Raw genomic sequence first — 14,319 nt, forward strand, 5'->3', positions numbered from 1 at the left:
CCGGTGCACCCGTCCCACGGGTCGCTGCCGTCACACGGGTACGGCTCCCGGATCCGGGACCGGTTCGACTCAAGACCACCCGGTCAGGGACCGAAGAGGCGTCGTGACCACCACGGAGCCGCCCACGACGCACCTCGACGACGACGTCCGCAGCGGGGTCTGGGCGGCCGTCCCCCGCGGTGCCCAGCTCGACGCCCGCAGCTTCGCCGCCCGCCACCGCGTGACCACCGGGGTGCTCGCCGCCCACGTGCCCGCGCTGGTGCTCATCGGCCTGGCCCGCGGCGTGGGCGGGTGGCTGCTGTGGGGCCAGCTCGCCGTGATCGTCGTCCTGACGGTGCTCGGCCTGGTGCTGCGCGGCCAGGGCGCCCGGGCCGCTGCCGTGAGCCTGGGGCTGATGATCGGCGCCGACGTGCTGCTGCACGTCGGCGGCGGCCTCACCGACCTGCACATCTGGTTCTACGTGCTGCTGGCGCTGGTCGCGCTGTACCAGCTGTGGACGCCGTTCCTGCTGGCCGTCGCCTTCGTCGCCGTGCACCACACCGTCACCGGCATCTGGCTGCCGACCTCGGTGTCCACCACCCACCAGGCGCACGAGCACCCGCTGCTCTTCGCCGCCCTGCACGCGGCGTTCCTCCTGGTCGAGGCGACCTTCCTGACCTACGGGTGGCGGTTCGCCGAGCAGGCCGAGGCCGGGCGGCGGGCGCAGCAGCGGCGGGCGGAGGAGCAGCAGGTCGCCCAGGCCCGCGCGGAGGTCGAGCTGGCCGAGGAGCGGGCGCGCGCCGCCGACGAGGCCGCCCGGCAGGCGCAGGTGGCCGAGGAGCGCGCGCTGCGGCTCGGAGAGCGGATCTCCGGGCTCGTGGACGCCGGGCGCCGTCTGGACGGCAACGTCGCCACCGCCACCGAGGTGATGGAGGGGCTGCGCTCGGCGATCGCCGAGATCGCCGCCGCGGCCAGCGGGGCGAGCACCACCGCCCGAGAGGCGAGCGCGCGGTCGCGCACCGGCGCGGCGACCGTCGACCGGCTGGCCGGGACGATGGCCGAGATCGACCAGATCGCCGGCAGCATCTCCGCGATCGCCGACCAGACCAACCTGCTCGCGCTCAACGCCACCATCGAGTCGGCCCGCGCCGGCGAGGCGGGCAAGGGCTTCGCCGTCGTCGCGGGGGAGGTCAAGGACCTCGCGCTGGAGACCGCCCGGGCGACGGAGCGGATCCGCACCGTCGTCGACGCCGTCCGGCACGAGGTCGACACGGCCGGGACCGCGCTGGGCAGCGTCGAGGACGTCATCCGCGGCGTCGTCGACGCGCAGAGCACCATCGCCGCCGCCGTCGTGGAGCAGAGCGCGGCCACCGCCCAGGCGCAGGAGGCCATCGCCGGCGCCTCGCTCGAGGCCGCGCGCATGGCCGCCGACCTGCACCGGATCGTCGCCGACGAGCACTGAGCTGCCGGACCCCGCGCCGGGACGGACCCCGGCGGGCGCGGCTGTCCGGGCGGGCGCGGGATGGGCGGCGGGCGGCCGAGCAATGCAAGGGCCGTTGCGGGTGCGACACCAGGGGAGTGCTTCGTGTTGTCCGATCGAGCCCGGCGCTGCCGGTCGACGGCGTGCACGCCCGGACGATGGACGTCGGCGCGATCGACCTGCCCGGCGGGGCGGCCTACCACCTGTGCGGTCCGCTGCCCTTCATGCAGGCGGTGCGCAGCGCCCTGATCGACCGTGGGGTCGCGCCGAGGGACATCCAGTACGAGGTGTTAGGGCCCGACCCTGCCGTGCCGGTGAGGCCTGACCTGCGGAGCGGCTGATGCACCTCACTGGCTGCCAGCGGACGGTACGTGGCATCCCTGTGATCGGCTGTGATCGGGGCTGCGGGTGACACGTTCATGGCGCCGGCCGTCGAAAGGCGCGTACGGTCCACTCAGGCGCCGGGGGATGACCGCGCGTCGATTGTGCGTCAGACAGCGGCGTGCCCAACGCGGACCGATGAGGGGCCGCTACCGAGGTCACCAACCCCCGGTGTGATGAGACCGGAGGGCCCGCCGTGGCCGACAGCGACAACCCGCGACCCGCAGACCCCGTCGAGGCACTCGAGCGCCTGGGGCGGATGTCGCTGCGCGAGCTGTCGATGGAGAGCCTGCTGCAGACCGTGGCCGACCTGACCAAGGCGGTGATGCCCGGCCAGCCCGAGGCGTCGGTCCTGCTGCTGGTCGAGGACGAGCCCACCACGGTCGTCTCCACCGGCCAGCTCGCCACCGACCTGGACGAGAGGCAGTACGACCGGGGGGACGGTCCCTGCCTGCACGCCGCCCGCACCGGCGAGCTGACGGAGATCGCCGACACCCGCACCGACGACCGGTGGACCGACTACCTGGCGCGCGCCGTCGAGCGCGGCAACCTCAGCTCCCTGTCGATCCCCCTGTCCATCGACTCCGACGAGCAGGTCAGCGGCGCGCTGAACATCTACGCCCGCCGTCCGGACGCCTTCGACGCCGACAGCAGGTCGGTGGCCACCCGGTTCGGCCCGTACGCCGCGGTCGCCACCGGCAACCTGTACGCCTACCGGAGCGCCCGGGACACGGCAGACAACCTGCAGAAGGCGCTGGAGTCCCGAGCGGTCATCGACCAGGCGAAGGGCATCCTCATGGAGCGGTACAAGCTGACCGCTGACCGGGCGTTCCAGCTGCTGGCCCGAACCTCGATGAACAGCAACCGGAAGGTGCGCGCCGTCGCCGAGGACCTGGTGCACACCGGCCAGTACCCCAGCGTCGGCCTCCCGCCCAGCAGCAGCGCATAGCCGCCTCACCGGCTCCGAGCTGCGGGGCCCGTCAGCAGCCGCCAGGACCTCCCGGGGGGTCGTGGCGGTCAGGCCCCGCCGCTCCAGACCAGGGGCGGCGGGGCCGCCTCGTGAGGACCGGTCCGGTCGTCCGTCCCCAGTCGTCCGGTCCGTACCCACCGTGATGACCGCTGTCGGGAGGGGCCCCGAGCGCGTAGTGTCGGACGCTGGGAGCGGCGCAGCCGCTCGCGGGTGGCCCCGGACCCGGCGACCTCACCGGTTTCCTGGGGAGAACTCCGTGCGCGCCTCCGTCGACCTCGCCCCTGCTCGCGGCGAGGCGGGTCCACCGGTCCTCCGACACCGGGGTCGCTCGTCGCCGCCACGGGATGGTGGCAGCCCGTGGCGGCCCCCGCGCCGGCATCCGGACGCATTGCGGCTGCTCGACACCCACCGCGCCGACCGTCGCAGCGGAGCAGCGTCCGGCGTGAGGACGGCGTGATCACTCGGCAGCAGATCCGTGCCGTCCTGCACCACGGAGGACAGGTCATCGACCCCGCAGGCCACCCGGTGGGCCGCATCGTGGACGTGGTCCTGGGTGCGCAGACGAGCCAGCCGACGTGGGCGATCGTCGACTGCCATCTGTGCGGCGGGATCGAGGTCGCCGTCCCGCTCGCCCGGGCGCAACTCCTGGGCGGGTGCGTTCAGGTGCCCTACACGGCGGCTGACGTCTGCGGCGCTCCCCGCGCCAACGGGCCAGCCGGCCACCTCCACCTGCAGCCGGGGGAGGAGCTCGACCGGTACTACGCCGACCTGGACGACGGCGCCCCGGTGATGCCGCACCACCATGCCGACCGAGGCACGGCCGCGGCTCCCGTGCACACCACGGCCGGTCCTGGCGCGCCGGTGGTGGCCACCGACGGCCATCGGCGTGCGGACGGCGCGTCACCCGGATCCCTCCTCGTGGACTCCGGGGCCGACGCTCTCCCCGTCCTCCCCGGGCTCGACGTCCGCACCGGGAACGACGGACCCGCCGCCTACCCGGCGACCTCCTCCGGGCCCTGGCCGCCGGTATGGATCTCCTCGCCCGGACCACCGTGGTGGCACCGCCGGCACTGGCGCTGGCTGGCGGTCCCCGCGTCGATCCGGGCGATGCGCCTGGAGCTGCACCCCTTCCTCGACATGACCGGTCTCCCCGAGACCGAGCTCGACGACCTCGTCCTGGCCGCATCAGAGGCCGCCGCCAACGCCGTCGAGCACGCCCAGTTCTCCACCCTGCCCTTCTTCGACGTCCTCACGGAGGTCGGTGAGAACTCGGTCCGCATCGTCATCCAGGACCACGGTCGCTGGCGCACACCCACAGCCGCGGGCCACCGCGGCCGTGGTCTGCAGATGATGGGCGCTCTGGCCGACGCCACGCTCACCGTCGGGTCACGGGGCACGACGGCAGTCCTCCGCAACCGAACGAGGTCCCCCGGCTGACCCGCTGCCAGCGGTCGGCCGGGGCGAGGCGGCCGGGCCGCACCGGCCCTCTCGCGGACGGGCATGCTGATCGCCAAGCTGGCCTGGCACCGCGGGCAAGGAGGGGACGTGGCGTCGAGACGGGTGGCCGAGATCCTCCGGGCGGCCTGGGCCGAGTCCCCCGAGGGCACCGGCCTGCCGGCCAGCCTGGCCGCTGCGTGCGTCCGCTCCCTGTCGGTCAGCGGGGTGGGCATGGCGCTGATGACCGATCAGGGACCGGCGGGGATCATCGCCGCGACCGACGGCGCGGCGATGGAACTCGAGGAGCTTCAGTTCACCCTCGGCGAAGGGCCGTGCGTGGACGCCTCCCACAGCGGCCGCCCGGTACTGCAGCCGGACCTCGCCCGGACCGCGCCGCTGCGCTGGCCGGCCTTCGCCGGCGGCGCGCTGCAGGCCGGCGTCCGCGCCCTCTTCGCGTTCCCGCTACAGGTGGGCGCCATCCGGGTCGGCGTGCTCGACCTCTACCGGGACCGGGTCGGCCCGCTGTCGGCCGACGAGCTCATCGAGGCCCTGTCGTTCGCCGACGCAGCGACGCTGGTCCTGCTGAACGTGCAGGCCGGGTACCCGGTGTCGATGCCGGTCCCGGTCCTCGACGACCGGGCCGAGGTGCACCAGGCGACGGGGGTGGTCTCCGTCCAGGCCGGGGTCGGCCTGGCCGAGGCCCTGGTGCTGCTCCGGGCGCGGGCCTTCGCCGACGAGCGGCCCCTCGGGAACCTGGCGAGCGACGTCCTCGCGGGGACGGTGTCGTTCCGGAAAGATGACGACACTGGTTGACCGCAGGGTGTGGTGGCACGGACACGGGTTCGGACCCGGTCGACCGGGGCGGGAGGGAGTGACGGTGCGGGAACAACGCCTCGCGGAGGTCTTCGTCGAACTCGCCGACACCCTGGTCGAGGACTTCGACGTCGTCGACTTCCTGCAGACCCTCACCGAGCGCTGTGTCGAACTGGTCGACACCGACGCCGCCGGGTTGATGCTCGACGATCAGCGCGGCCACCTCCAGGTGGTCGCCTACACCGACGAGCCCACCCGACTGCTCGAACTGTTCGAGCTGCAGAAGGCCGAGGGTCCCTGCCTGGACTGCTTCGCCACCGGGCAGGTGATCGCGAACGTGGACCTGGCCGCTGTCAGGAGCCGGTGGCCGGTGTTCACACAGGCGGCCCTGCGGGAGGGGTTCGCCTACAGCCATGCCCTGCCGCTGCGGCTGCGGCGGCAGGTGGTCGGCGCGCTGAACCTGTTCACCGTCGAGCGGCGAGCGCTCAGCGAGGACCACCTGGCCGTCGCTCAGGGCATGGCCGACGTCGCCACGATCGGCCTGTTGCACGAACGGGCCCTGCGCGACCAGGTCGTCCTGGCCGAGCAGCTGCAGACCGCGCTGCACAGCCGGATCGTGATCGAGCAGGCCAAAGGGGTGCTGTCGGCTCGAGCCGGCATCGGCGTGGGGGAGGCGTTCACCCGCCTGCGGACCCACGCCCGGCGCACCGGTGAGCAGCTGACGGCCGTCGCGGAGGCCGTGGTGACCGGCACGCTGGACGACGGCGACCTCCGGCCGGTGATGGACCTGGCGTGAGCCGGAGGAGGCTGAACATCCCCATCACGCGGCTGTAGCTGGGGGTCCGCGAGGACCGGTTCCCCACCTGCGCGCCGGCGTCCTGCGTGGCGTCGCGTTCACTGCCGAGGACATCAGATGGATCGGCCGGATGCGGCCCGAGCTGATGGGAGGGCGCCGCGGCGGCCGTCAGATGGGTACACCGGGCGGGGTGGGGACGCCGGAGGGGCAGCAGACCGCTGCCGCCCCGGCCCGTCCCGAGCCGTCGGCGGAGATGATCGCCGGCTGGGCGCAGCTGAGCGCGCACCGGCCCGCACCCCGAAATGCGACGCGCCGCCACTGACCCTGACTGGTCGTCGACGACCAGTCAGGGTCAGCTGCGGCGGGAGCGGAACTCAGGCCTCGCCCAGTCCGTCCAGCGCCAGGTTGAGCTGGACGACGTTGACGTGGGGGGCACCGATGAACCCGAGGTCCCGGCCCGAGGTGTACTGAGCCACCAGGCTCGCCACCTCCGCGGCTGGCAGTCCGCGGATCGCGGCGACCCGGTCGACCTGGATGGCGGCGTAGGCCGGGGAGATGTGCGGGTCGAGACCGGAGGCCGAGGCGGTCACCGCGTCCGGCGGCACGTCGGCGGGGTCGACCCTGTTGAGGGCGGCCACGGCGGTGCGCCGCTCCTCGACCAGCGCGGCCAGCTCCGGTGAGTTCGGGCCGAGGTTGGAGCCGCCGGAGGCCGTGCCGTCGTACTCCGACGCCGACGGGCGGGGCTGGAAGTACTGCGGCAGCGGATCCTCGTCGGCGTCGCTGTAGGCCTGCCCGATGAGCGAGGAGCCGACGACCGCGCCGTTGGCCTTGACCAGCGACCCGTCGGCCTGGCCAGGTGCGAGCACCTGCGCCAGCCCGGTCACGGCCAGCGGGTAGACCAGGCCGAGCACGAGGGTGGCCAGGAGCAGGGCCCGAGCGGCGGCCACGTACTGCCGACCGGTGCGGGACAGGGGAGCGGACATCACGCGATCCCGGGGAGGAGGCTGACGAGCAGGTCGATGAGCTTGATCCCGACGAACGGCAGCACCGCGCCGCCGGCGCCGTAGACCAGCAGGTTGCGGCGCAGCATCGCCGAGGCCGACGCCGGGGTGTACCGGACGCCGCGCAGGGCCAGCGGCACCAGCGCCACGATGATCAGCGCGTTGAAGACGACGGCCGAGAGGATCGCCGACTGCGGCGAGGACAGCCGCATCACGTTGAGCGCGTCGAGCGTCGGGAAGGCGCCGGCGAACATGGCCGGCAGGATCGCGAAGTATTTGGCCAGGTCGTTGGCGATGGAGAAGGTGGTCAGCGATCCGCGGGTGATCAGCAGCTGCTTGCCGATCTCGACGATCTCGATGAGCTTCGTCGGGTTGGAGTCGAGGTCGACCATGTTGCCGGCCTCCTTCGCCGCGGTCGTCCCGGTGTTCATCGCGACCCCGACGTCGGCCTGCGCCATGGCCGGGGCGTCGTTGGTGCCGTCGCCGGTCATGGCGACCAGCCGGCCGCCGTCCTGCTCGCGCCGGATGAGGGCGAGCTTGTCCTCCGGGGTGGCCTCGGCCAGCACGTCGTCCACGCCGGCCTCGTCGGCGATCGCCCGGGCGGTGCGCTCGTTGTCCCCGGTGATCATGACGGTGCGGATGCCCATGCGGCGCAGCTGGTCGAACCGCCCGCGCATGCCCTCCTTGACAACGTCCTTGAGGTGGATGACCCCGAGCACCCGGGCGCCGGCGTCGTCGCACGCCGCCAGTGCCAGGGGAGTGCCGCCGGAGCCGGCGATCGCGTCGACGACCTGGCCGACCTCGGGCGCGACGGTCCCGCCCTGCGCGCGCACCCAGCCGGTGACCGCGGCTGCCGCGCCCTTGCGCAGCTGCCGCCCGTCCGGCAGGTCGACCCCGCTCATCCGGGTCTGCGCGGTGAAGGCGACGAAGCGAGCACCTGGGAGGTCTGAGCGCTCCCGCAGCCCGTAGGCCGTCTTCGCGAGGACGACCACGCTGCGGCCCTCGGGGGTGGCGTCGGCAATCGAGGCGAGCTGGGCGGCGTCGGCCAACTCCTTCTCGTCGGCACCGCCGACGGGCAGGAACTCGGTCGCCTGCCGGTTGCCCAGCGTGATGGTGCCGGTCTTGTCGAGCAGCAGCGTGCCGACGTCGCCGGCCGCCTCCACCGCGCGGCCGCTCATCGCCAGCACATTGCGCTGCACGAGCCGGTCCATGCCGGCGATGCCGATGGCCGACAGCAGCGCCCCGATCGTGGTCGGGATGAGGCAGACGACCAGCGCGATGAGGACGGCGGTGTCCTGCCGGGCGCCGGAGTAGATCGCCAGCGGCTGCAGGGTGACGACAGCGAGGAGGAACACGACGGTCAGCGAGCTGAGCAGGATGTTCAGCGCGATCTCGTTGGGCGTCTTCTGCCGGGCGGCGCCCTCCACCAGGGCGATCATCCGGTCGACGAAGGTCTCGCCGGGCCTGCTGGTGATCCGCACGACGATCCGGTCCGAAAGCACCGTGGTGCCGCCGGTGACGGCCGATCGGTCGCCGCCGGACTCGCGGATCACCGGGGCCGACTCGCCGGTGATGGCCGACTCGTCGACGCTGGCGATGCCCTCGACGACGTCGCCGTCGCCGGGGATGACCTGGCCGGCGACGACGACCACGGTGTCGCCGGGCTGCAGGCCGGCGGCGGGCACCTCACGGCCGTCGAGCAGGTGGGCGACGGTTGTCGTCCGTGCCTTGCGCAGCGTGGCGGCCTGCGCCTTGCCGCGCCCCTCCGCCACGGCCTCGGCCAGGTTGGCGAACAGCACAGTCAGCCACAGCCAGCCGGCGATCAACCAGCCGAACAGGGTCGGGTCGAGGACGGCCAGGACGGTGGAGAAGACCGAGCCGACCCAGACCACGAGGATGACCGGTTGGCGCACCAGGCCGCGCGGGTCCAGCTTGCGGACGGCACCGGCGACCGCCGGGCCGAGCTGGCCCGCACTGAGCAGGGACAGGGTGGACGCGGGGACGGGGCCCGTCGTGGAGGTCACTTCTCAGAGCCCTTCGGCGAGCGGTCCCAGCGCGAGCGCCGGGAAGAAGGTGAGGCCGACGACGACGAGCGTCACGGCGGTGAGCAGTCCGACGAACAGCGGGCGGTGCGTGGGAAAGGTGCCGGCGGTGACCGCGGTGCGGCCCTGCGCGGCCAGCCGTCCGGCCAGGGCCAGGACCAGCACGATCGGCAGGAACCGGCCGAACGCCACCGCCAGCCCGAGGGCCACATTGAAGAACGGCGTGTTGGCCGAGAGGCCGGCGAACGCCGAGCCGTTGTTGTTCGCCGCGGACGTGAAGGCGTAGAGCACCTCGGAGAGCCCGTGCGGGCCTTCGTTGAGCAAGGACGCCTGCCCGGCGGGCACCGCGATCGCCACCGCCGTGCCGATGAGCACCAGGGCGGGCGTGGCGAGCAGGTACAGCGAGGCGAGCGTCATCTCCCGCCGGCCCAGCCGCTTGCCGAGGTACTCCGGCGTCCGGCCGACCATGAGGCCGGCGACGAAGACGGCGACGACGGCCAGCACGAGCATCCCGTACAGACCCGAGCCGACGCCGCCCGGCGCGACCTCACCGAGCATCATGTTCAGCAGCACGACGCCGCCGCCGAGCGGGGTGTAGCTGTCGTGCAGCGAGTTGACCGCGCCGGTCGAGGTCAGCGTCGTCGCTGCTCCGAAGAGCGCCGACAGCGGCTCGCCGTAGCGCACCTCCTTGCCCTCCATCGCGGCCCCGGCGAGCTGCGTCGCCGTGCCGCCGGCCCGCGCCTCGAACCAGCTGACCAGCGTGATCGAGGCGGTGGCCAGCGTGGCCATCACGCCGAGGATCGCGTAGCCCTGGCGCTGGTCGCCCACCATCCGCCCGAACGTGCGCGGCAGCGCGAACGGGATCAGCAGCAGCAGGAAGACCTGGAACAGGGAGACCCAAGCGGTCGGGCCCTCGAACGGGTGCGCGGAGTTGGCGTTGTAGAACCCGCCGCCGTTGGTGCCGATCTCCTTGATCGCCTCCTGCGAGGCGACCGGGCCGCCGGGCAGGAACTGCGTCGCACCGGCCAGCGTGCTCACCTCCGTCCCGGAGGACAGGTTCTGTACCACGCCGCCCAGGACGAGGACGACGGCGCCGATCATGGAAAGCGGCAGCAGGATGCGGGTGACCGCGCGGGTCAGGTCGACCCAGAAGTTGCCCAGCCGGTCGGTCCGCGTGCGGGCGAAGCCGCGCACCACTGCGATCGCCACCGCGATTCCGGTCGCCGCGGAGACGAAGTTCTGCACCGCCAGCCCGGCCATCTGGACCAGGTGGCCCATCGTGGACTCACCGCTGTAGCCCTGCCAGTTCGTGTTGGTCACGAAGCTGACGGCGGTGTTCCAGGCCGAGCCGGGCTCGACGGCCGTCATGTCGTTGGACAGCGGCAGCCACAACTGCACCCGCTGCAGGAGGTACAGGAACAGGACGCCGATGACGGAGAAGGCGAGCACGCTGCGCAGGTGGACCGGCCAGCGCTGCTCACTGTCGGCGTCCACGCTCACCGCGCGGTACACCAGCTGTTCCACCCGCCAGTGCCGGTCGGTGGTGAACACCCGCGCCATCCAATCGCCCAGCGGGCGGTGCACCGCCACGAGCGCCGCCACGAGGAGCGCGACCTGCAGCCAGCCGGCCGCCGCGGCGCTCAACAGAACCGATCCGGGAAGAGCAGGGACGCCAGCAGGTACAGCACCAGCCCGGCCGCGACCACCAACCCCACGACGTCGAGCACGCTCACAGCCGCTCCACCCCGCGCAGCGCCAGCACCAGCAGTCCGAAGACCGCCAGCGTCAGGACCACGAACACCACGTCGGCCACGGCCGCACACCCTCGATCCGATCCCGGGCGGACGACTCGCCGCCGTCCGCAGAGCCGGACGCTAGGAGGGTCGGGCGCTCCCGACGCCGGCCCTGACGGCTTCCTGACGCCCCTCGACCCGTCCTTGACGCAGCCCTGACACGACGAGCGCTCCCGCGTCCCGACACGCGTCCTGTGGGGGAGGCGCCGATCTCTGACGAGACCTTGACGACCGGAGCAACCGGCAGCGGGCCGGTTCGGGGCGATCATGGACGGCATGCCACGCGGGATCCTGCGCATCTACCTGGGCGCCGCCCCCGGCGTCGGGAAGACCTTCGCCGTGCTGGGTGAGGCGCACCGTCGGCTGTCCCGGGGAACCGACGTGGTCGTCGGTCTGGTGGAGACCCACGGTCGTGCTCACACGGCCGAGCAGCTGGAGGGGCTCGAGGTCCTTCCTCGCGCCGAGGTCACCTACCGCGGGGCCACCCTCCTCGAGCTCGACGTCGACGCCGTGCTGGCCCGCCGTCCCGAGTTCGTGGTCATCGACGAGCTCGCGCACACCAACGCGCCCGGTTCCCGGCACGCCAAGCGCTGGGAGGACGTCGAGCAGGTGCTGGACGCCGGGATCAGCGTGCTGACCACGGTGAACGTGCAGCACCTCGAGAGCCTCAACGACGTGGTCGAGCAGATCACCGGCGTGCCGCAGCGGGAGACGGTGCCCGACGCCGTGGTGCGCCGGGCCGACCAGATCGAGCTGGTCGACATGTCCCCGGAGGCGCTGCGCCGCCGGCTGGCGCACGGCAACGTCTACGCCGCCGAGAGGATCGACGCGGCGATGGGGAACTACTTCCGGATCGGCAACCTCACGGCGCTGCGCGAACTCGCCCTGCTGTGGCTCGCGGACCGGGTGGACGAGGGGCTGCGGCGCTACCGGACCGAGCACGCCATCGACCACGTGTGGGAGGCGCGGGAACGGGTGGTCGTCGCCCTCACCGGCGGGCCGGAAGGAGAGACCCTGATCCGGCGCGCCGCCCGGATCGCCGCCCGCTCCGCCCGCGGCAGCGAGATCGACCTCCTCGCGGTGCACGTGCTCGCCGGCGACGGGCTGGCCGGCGCCTCGACCACGGCCCTGCAGCGGCAGCGGCAACTGGTCGAGGACCTCGGCGGCAGCTTCCACCAAGTGGTGGGCGACGACATCCCGCGCGCGCTGCTGGACTTCGCCCGCGCCGCCGGGGCCACCCAGCTGGTCATCGGCACCAGCCGGCGCGCCCGGCTGGCCCGGGCGGTCCGGTCGGGGATCGGCGCGGAGGTGGTGGCGCACTCCGGCGAGATCGACGTCCACCTGGTCACCCACGCGGCCGCCGGCGGTCGGGGGCTGCGCCTGCCGCCGTTGACCGGCTCGGTGGACCCCCGTCGCCGCTGGCTGGGCCTCGCCCTGACCGCCGTCGGCATCCCGGCGCTCACCGCCGTGTGCCTGGCCAGCTCGGCCGCACTGTCCCTGGCCAGCGTCATGCTCGTGTTCCTGCTGCTGGTCGTCGCCGTCGCGCTGGTCGGGGGGCTGTGGCCGGCGCTGGCCGCCGCGGTGGTGAGCAACCTGTCGGTGAACTGGTTCTTCACCCCGCCCACCGGGCGGCTGCACGTGGACCGCGTCGACAACCTGTTGGCCCTCGTGGCCTACCTGCTCACCGCGGTCGCGGTGGCCACCGTCGTCGACCGGTCGGCCCGCCGGGCAGCCGACGCCGCGCGGTCCCGGGCCGAGACGGCGATGCTGGCCTCGCTGTCCCGGTCGGTTCTCGCCGGTGAACGGGGGCTGCCGACGCTGTTGGAGCAGATCCGTGAGGCGTTCGGTCTGACGTCGGTGTCGATGGTCGAGGGCACGGACGGCGGTGAGCGGACGGTCGGCTCCTGCGGCGATCCCACCCCGCGGACCACCGACGAGGTCGCCATCACCGACTCCCTGGTGCTGCGGCTCTGCGGGCGCCCCCTGTCCGCCGGCGACCGCCGGGTGCTCGTCGCCTTCGCCGAGCAGGCCGCAGTGGCGCTCCAGCAGGGCCGGCTGACCGCGCAGGCGGCCGAGGCCGATCGCCTGGCGGCGGCCAACAGCATGCGGACCGCCCTGTTGGCCGCGGTCAGCCACGACCTGCGCACCCCGCTGGCCGGCATCAAGGCGGCCTCCTCGGCGCTGCGGTCGACGGATCTCGATCTGACCGACGCCGACCGCGCCGAACTCGTGGAGACGGTGGACGCCTCCGCCGACCGGCTCGCCGCCCTCGTGGACAACCTGCTCGACATGAGCCGGCTGCAGGCCGGCGCGGTCACTCCGGCCCTGGGCCCGTCGGACCTGCCCGACGTCGTCACCCGCGCGATGTCCTGGCTGGACGCCGACGAGCAGGCGCGGGTGCACCTGGACTGGTCCGACGACCTGCCCCCCGTCCTCGCCGACCCCGGTTTCCTCGAGCGCATCGTCGCCAACCTCGTCGGCAACGCCGCACGGCACGCTCCCCGCGGGCCCATCACCGTGTCGGGCGGCGGCGTGGACGGACGAGTCGAGCTCCGGGTGACCGACCAGGGACCGGGGATCCCGATCGCGGACCGGGACCGGGTCTTCGAGGCCTTCCAGCGGCTGGGCGACAAACCCTCCGGCCAGGGCGTGGGTCTGGGCCTGGCCGTCGCCCGCGGGCTCACCGAGGCGATGGGCGGCACGCTCATCGTCGAGGACACCCCTGGCGGCGGGGTCACGATGGTGGTGTCCCTCGGCCCGGCCGACGCCCGCTCGGACACCGTGCCGACGCCGGTACCCGCGAGCGCCCGATGACCCGGGTGCTGGTGATCGACGACGATCCGCAGCTGTTGCGCGCGCTGCGGATCACGCTGCGCGCGGCCGGGCACGACGTCGACACGGCTCCCGACGGCCGGACGGCCCTGCAGCAGGCTGCAGCGGTCCACCCGGACGTCGTCGTGCTGGACCTCGGCCTGCCCGACCTCGACGGCACGGAGGTGCTCGCCGGCCTCCGCCCCTGGTACACCGGCCCGGTGCTGGTGCTCTCCGCCCGCGCGGACAGCCAGGACAAGGTGCACGCGCTCGACGCCGGTGCCGACGACTACGTGACCAAGCCCTTCGACATGGGCGAGCTGCTCGCCCGGCTGCGCGCGGCGCTGCGCCGGGGGCCCAGCGAAGCAGCCGAGCCCGTCGTCACGACCGACCACTTCACCGTCGACCTGGCCGACCGTCAGGTCACGGTGGACGGCACCCCGGTGCGCCTGACCCCGACGGAGTGGGGACTGCTGGAGGCCCTGGTCCGGCACCCGGGGAGGTTGATCGCCCAGCGTCAGCTGCTGCAGTCGGTCTGGGGCCCGGCGTACGAGAAGGAGACCCACTACCTGCGCGTCTACCTGGCCCAACTGCGACGCAAGCTGGAACCGGATCCGGCCCACCCGCGCTACCTGCGCACCGAACCTGGGATGGGGTACCGCTTCACGCCCTGACGACCGCCCCGAACGGCAGCCGGCGCTAAGAAAATGTCAAGAACGGGCCCGTCATCAGCGCCTCCGCCGTCCGCCGCGCATCGTGGACGCAGGCCTGCGATGTCGTCGGCCGCCGAGACGGACGGGAGACGGTGACCGTGGG

At 73.4% G+C, this 14,319-nt stretch carries 12 protein-coding genes; 8 read left to right on the forward strand and 4 right to left on the reverse strand.

Going from position 1 to position 14,319, the window contains the following annotated elements; all coding sequences use genetic code 11:
- Window positions 1-103: 103 nt before the first annotated feature.
- From BLW63_RS28640 to BLW63_RS18840, 6 genes are all read left to right on the forward strand, one after another.
- Window positions 104-1,441, forward strand: coding sequence for a methyl-accepting chemotaxis protein (locus tag BLW63_RS28640; protein WP_091159665.1), 1,338 nt, complete (start codon window positions 104-106; stop codon window positions 1,439-1,441).
- A gap of 161 nt (window positions 1,442-1,602) precedes the next feature.
- The gene (locus BLW63_RS18820) at window positions 1,603-1,800 is read left to right on the forward strand and encodes a ferredoxin reductase domain-containing protein (protein WP_244522667.1); all 198 of its coding nucleotides are present in this window, start codon (window positions 1,603-1,605) and stop codon (window positions 1,798-1,800) included.
- Between the two features lie 299 nt (window positions 1,801-2,099).
- Complete coding sequence (locus BLW63_RS18825; protein ID WP_170856868.1) at window positions 2,100-2,789, forward strand: ANTAR domain-containing protein; 690 nt, start codon at window positions 2,100-2,102, stop codon at window positions 2,787-2,789.
- 474 nt (window positions 2,790-3,263) lie between these two features.
- Complete coding sequence (locus tag BLW63_RS18830) at window positions 3,264-4,247, forward strand: ATP-binding protein (RefSeq protein WP_091159669.1); 984 nt, start codon at window positions 3,264-3,266, stop codon at window positions 4,245-4,247.
- 108 nt (window positions 4,248-4,355) lie between these two features.
- Window positions 4,356-5,060, forward strand: a complete 705-nt coding sequence (locus BLW63_RS28645; RefSeq protein WP_170856858.1) for a GAF and ANTAR domain-containing protein — start codon at window positions 4,356-4,358, stop codon at window positions 5,058-5,060.
- A gap of 64 nt (window positions 5,061-5,124) precedes the next feature.
- Window positions 5,125-5,856, forward strand: coding sequence for a GAF and ANTAR domain-containing protein (locus BLW63_RS18840; protein WP_211517180.1), 732 nt, complete (start codon window positions 5,125-5,127; stop codon window positions 5,854-5,856).
- A gap of 374 nt (window positions 5,857-6,230) precedes the next feature.
- Here BLW63_RS18840 and kdpC read toward each other — a convergent pair whose 3' ends face one another.
- From kdpC to kdpF, 4 genes are read right to left on the reverse strand one after another with little or no spacing between them, the layout of a single operon-like run.
- On the reverse strand, window positions 6,231-6,839 hold the full coding sequence (gene kdpC / locus BLW63_RS18845; RefSeq protein ID WP_091159678.1) for a potassium-transporting ATPase subunit KdpC: 609 nt from the start codon (window positions 6,837-6,839) through the stop codon (window positions 6,231-6,233).
- Window positions 6,839-8,881 carry a potassium-transporting ATPase subunit KdpB gene (gene kdpB / locus BLW63_RS18850; RefSeq protein WP_091159681.1) on the reverse strand — a complete coding sequence of 681 codons (2,043 nt, stop codon included), beginning with the start codon at window positions 8,879-8,881 and terminating at the stop codon, window positions 6,839-6,841. The genes kdpC and kdpB overlap by 1 nt, the downstream gene beginning before the upstream one ends.
- Before the next feature lie 3 nt (window positions 8,882-8,884).
- Window positions 8,885-10,543: a potassium-transporting ATPase subunit KdpA gene (gene kdpA / locus BLW63_RS18855; RefSeq protein WP_091159684.1), complete on the reverse strand. Its 1,659-nt coding sequence runs from the start codon at window positions 10,541-10,543 to the stop codon at window positions 8,885-8,887.
- Entirely contained in the window at window positions 10,540-10,632 is a 93-nt protein-coding gene (kdpF, locus tag BLW63_RS26270) for a K(+)-transporting ATPase subunit F (RefSeq protein ID WP_139263673.1), read from the reverse strand. The genes kdpA and kdpF overlap by 4 nt, the downstream gene beginning before the upstream one ends.
- 336 nt (window positions 10,633-10,968) lie before the next feature.
- Between kdpF and BLW63_RS18865 the strand changes: the two genes are divergently transcribed.
- Together BLW63_RS18865 and BLW63_RS18870 are read left to right on the forward strand one after the other, a co-directional pair.
- Window positions 10,969-13,506 (forward strand): sensor histidine kinase, encoded by a 2,538-nt coding sequence (locus BLW63_RS18865; protein WP_091159938.1) that lies wholly within the window; start codon window positions 10,969-10,971, stop codon window positions 13,504-13,506.
- Window positions 13,503-14,177, forward strand: coding sequence for a response regulator (locus BLW63_RS18870; protein ID WP_091159690.1), 675 nt, complete (start codon window positions 13,503-13,505; stop codon window positions 14,175-14,177). Before BLW63_RS18865 ends, BLW63_RS18870 begins: the two co-directional genes overlap by 4 nt.
- Window positions 14,178-14,319: the final 142 nt, after the last annotated feature.

The organism is Geodermatophilus africanus (genome assembly GCF_900107105.1).
Classification (GTDB): domain Bacteria; phylum Actinomycetota; class Actinomycetes; order Mycobacteriales; family Geodermatophilaceae; genus Geodermatophilus; species Geodermatophilus africanus.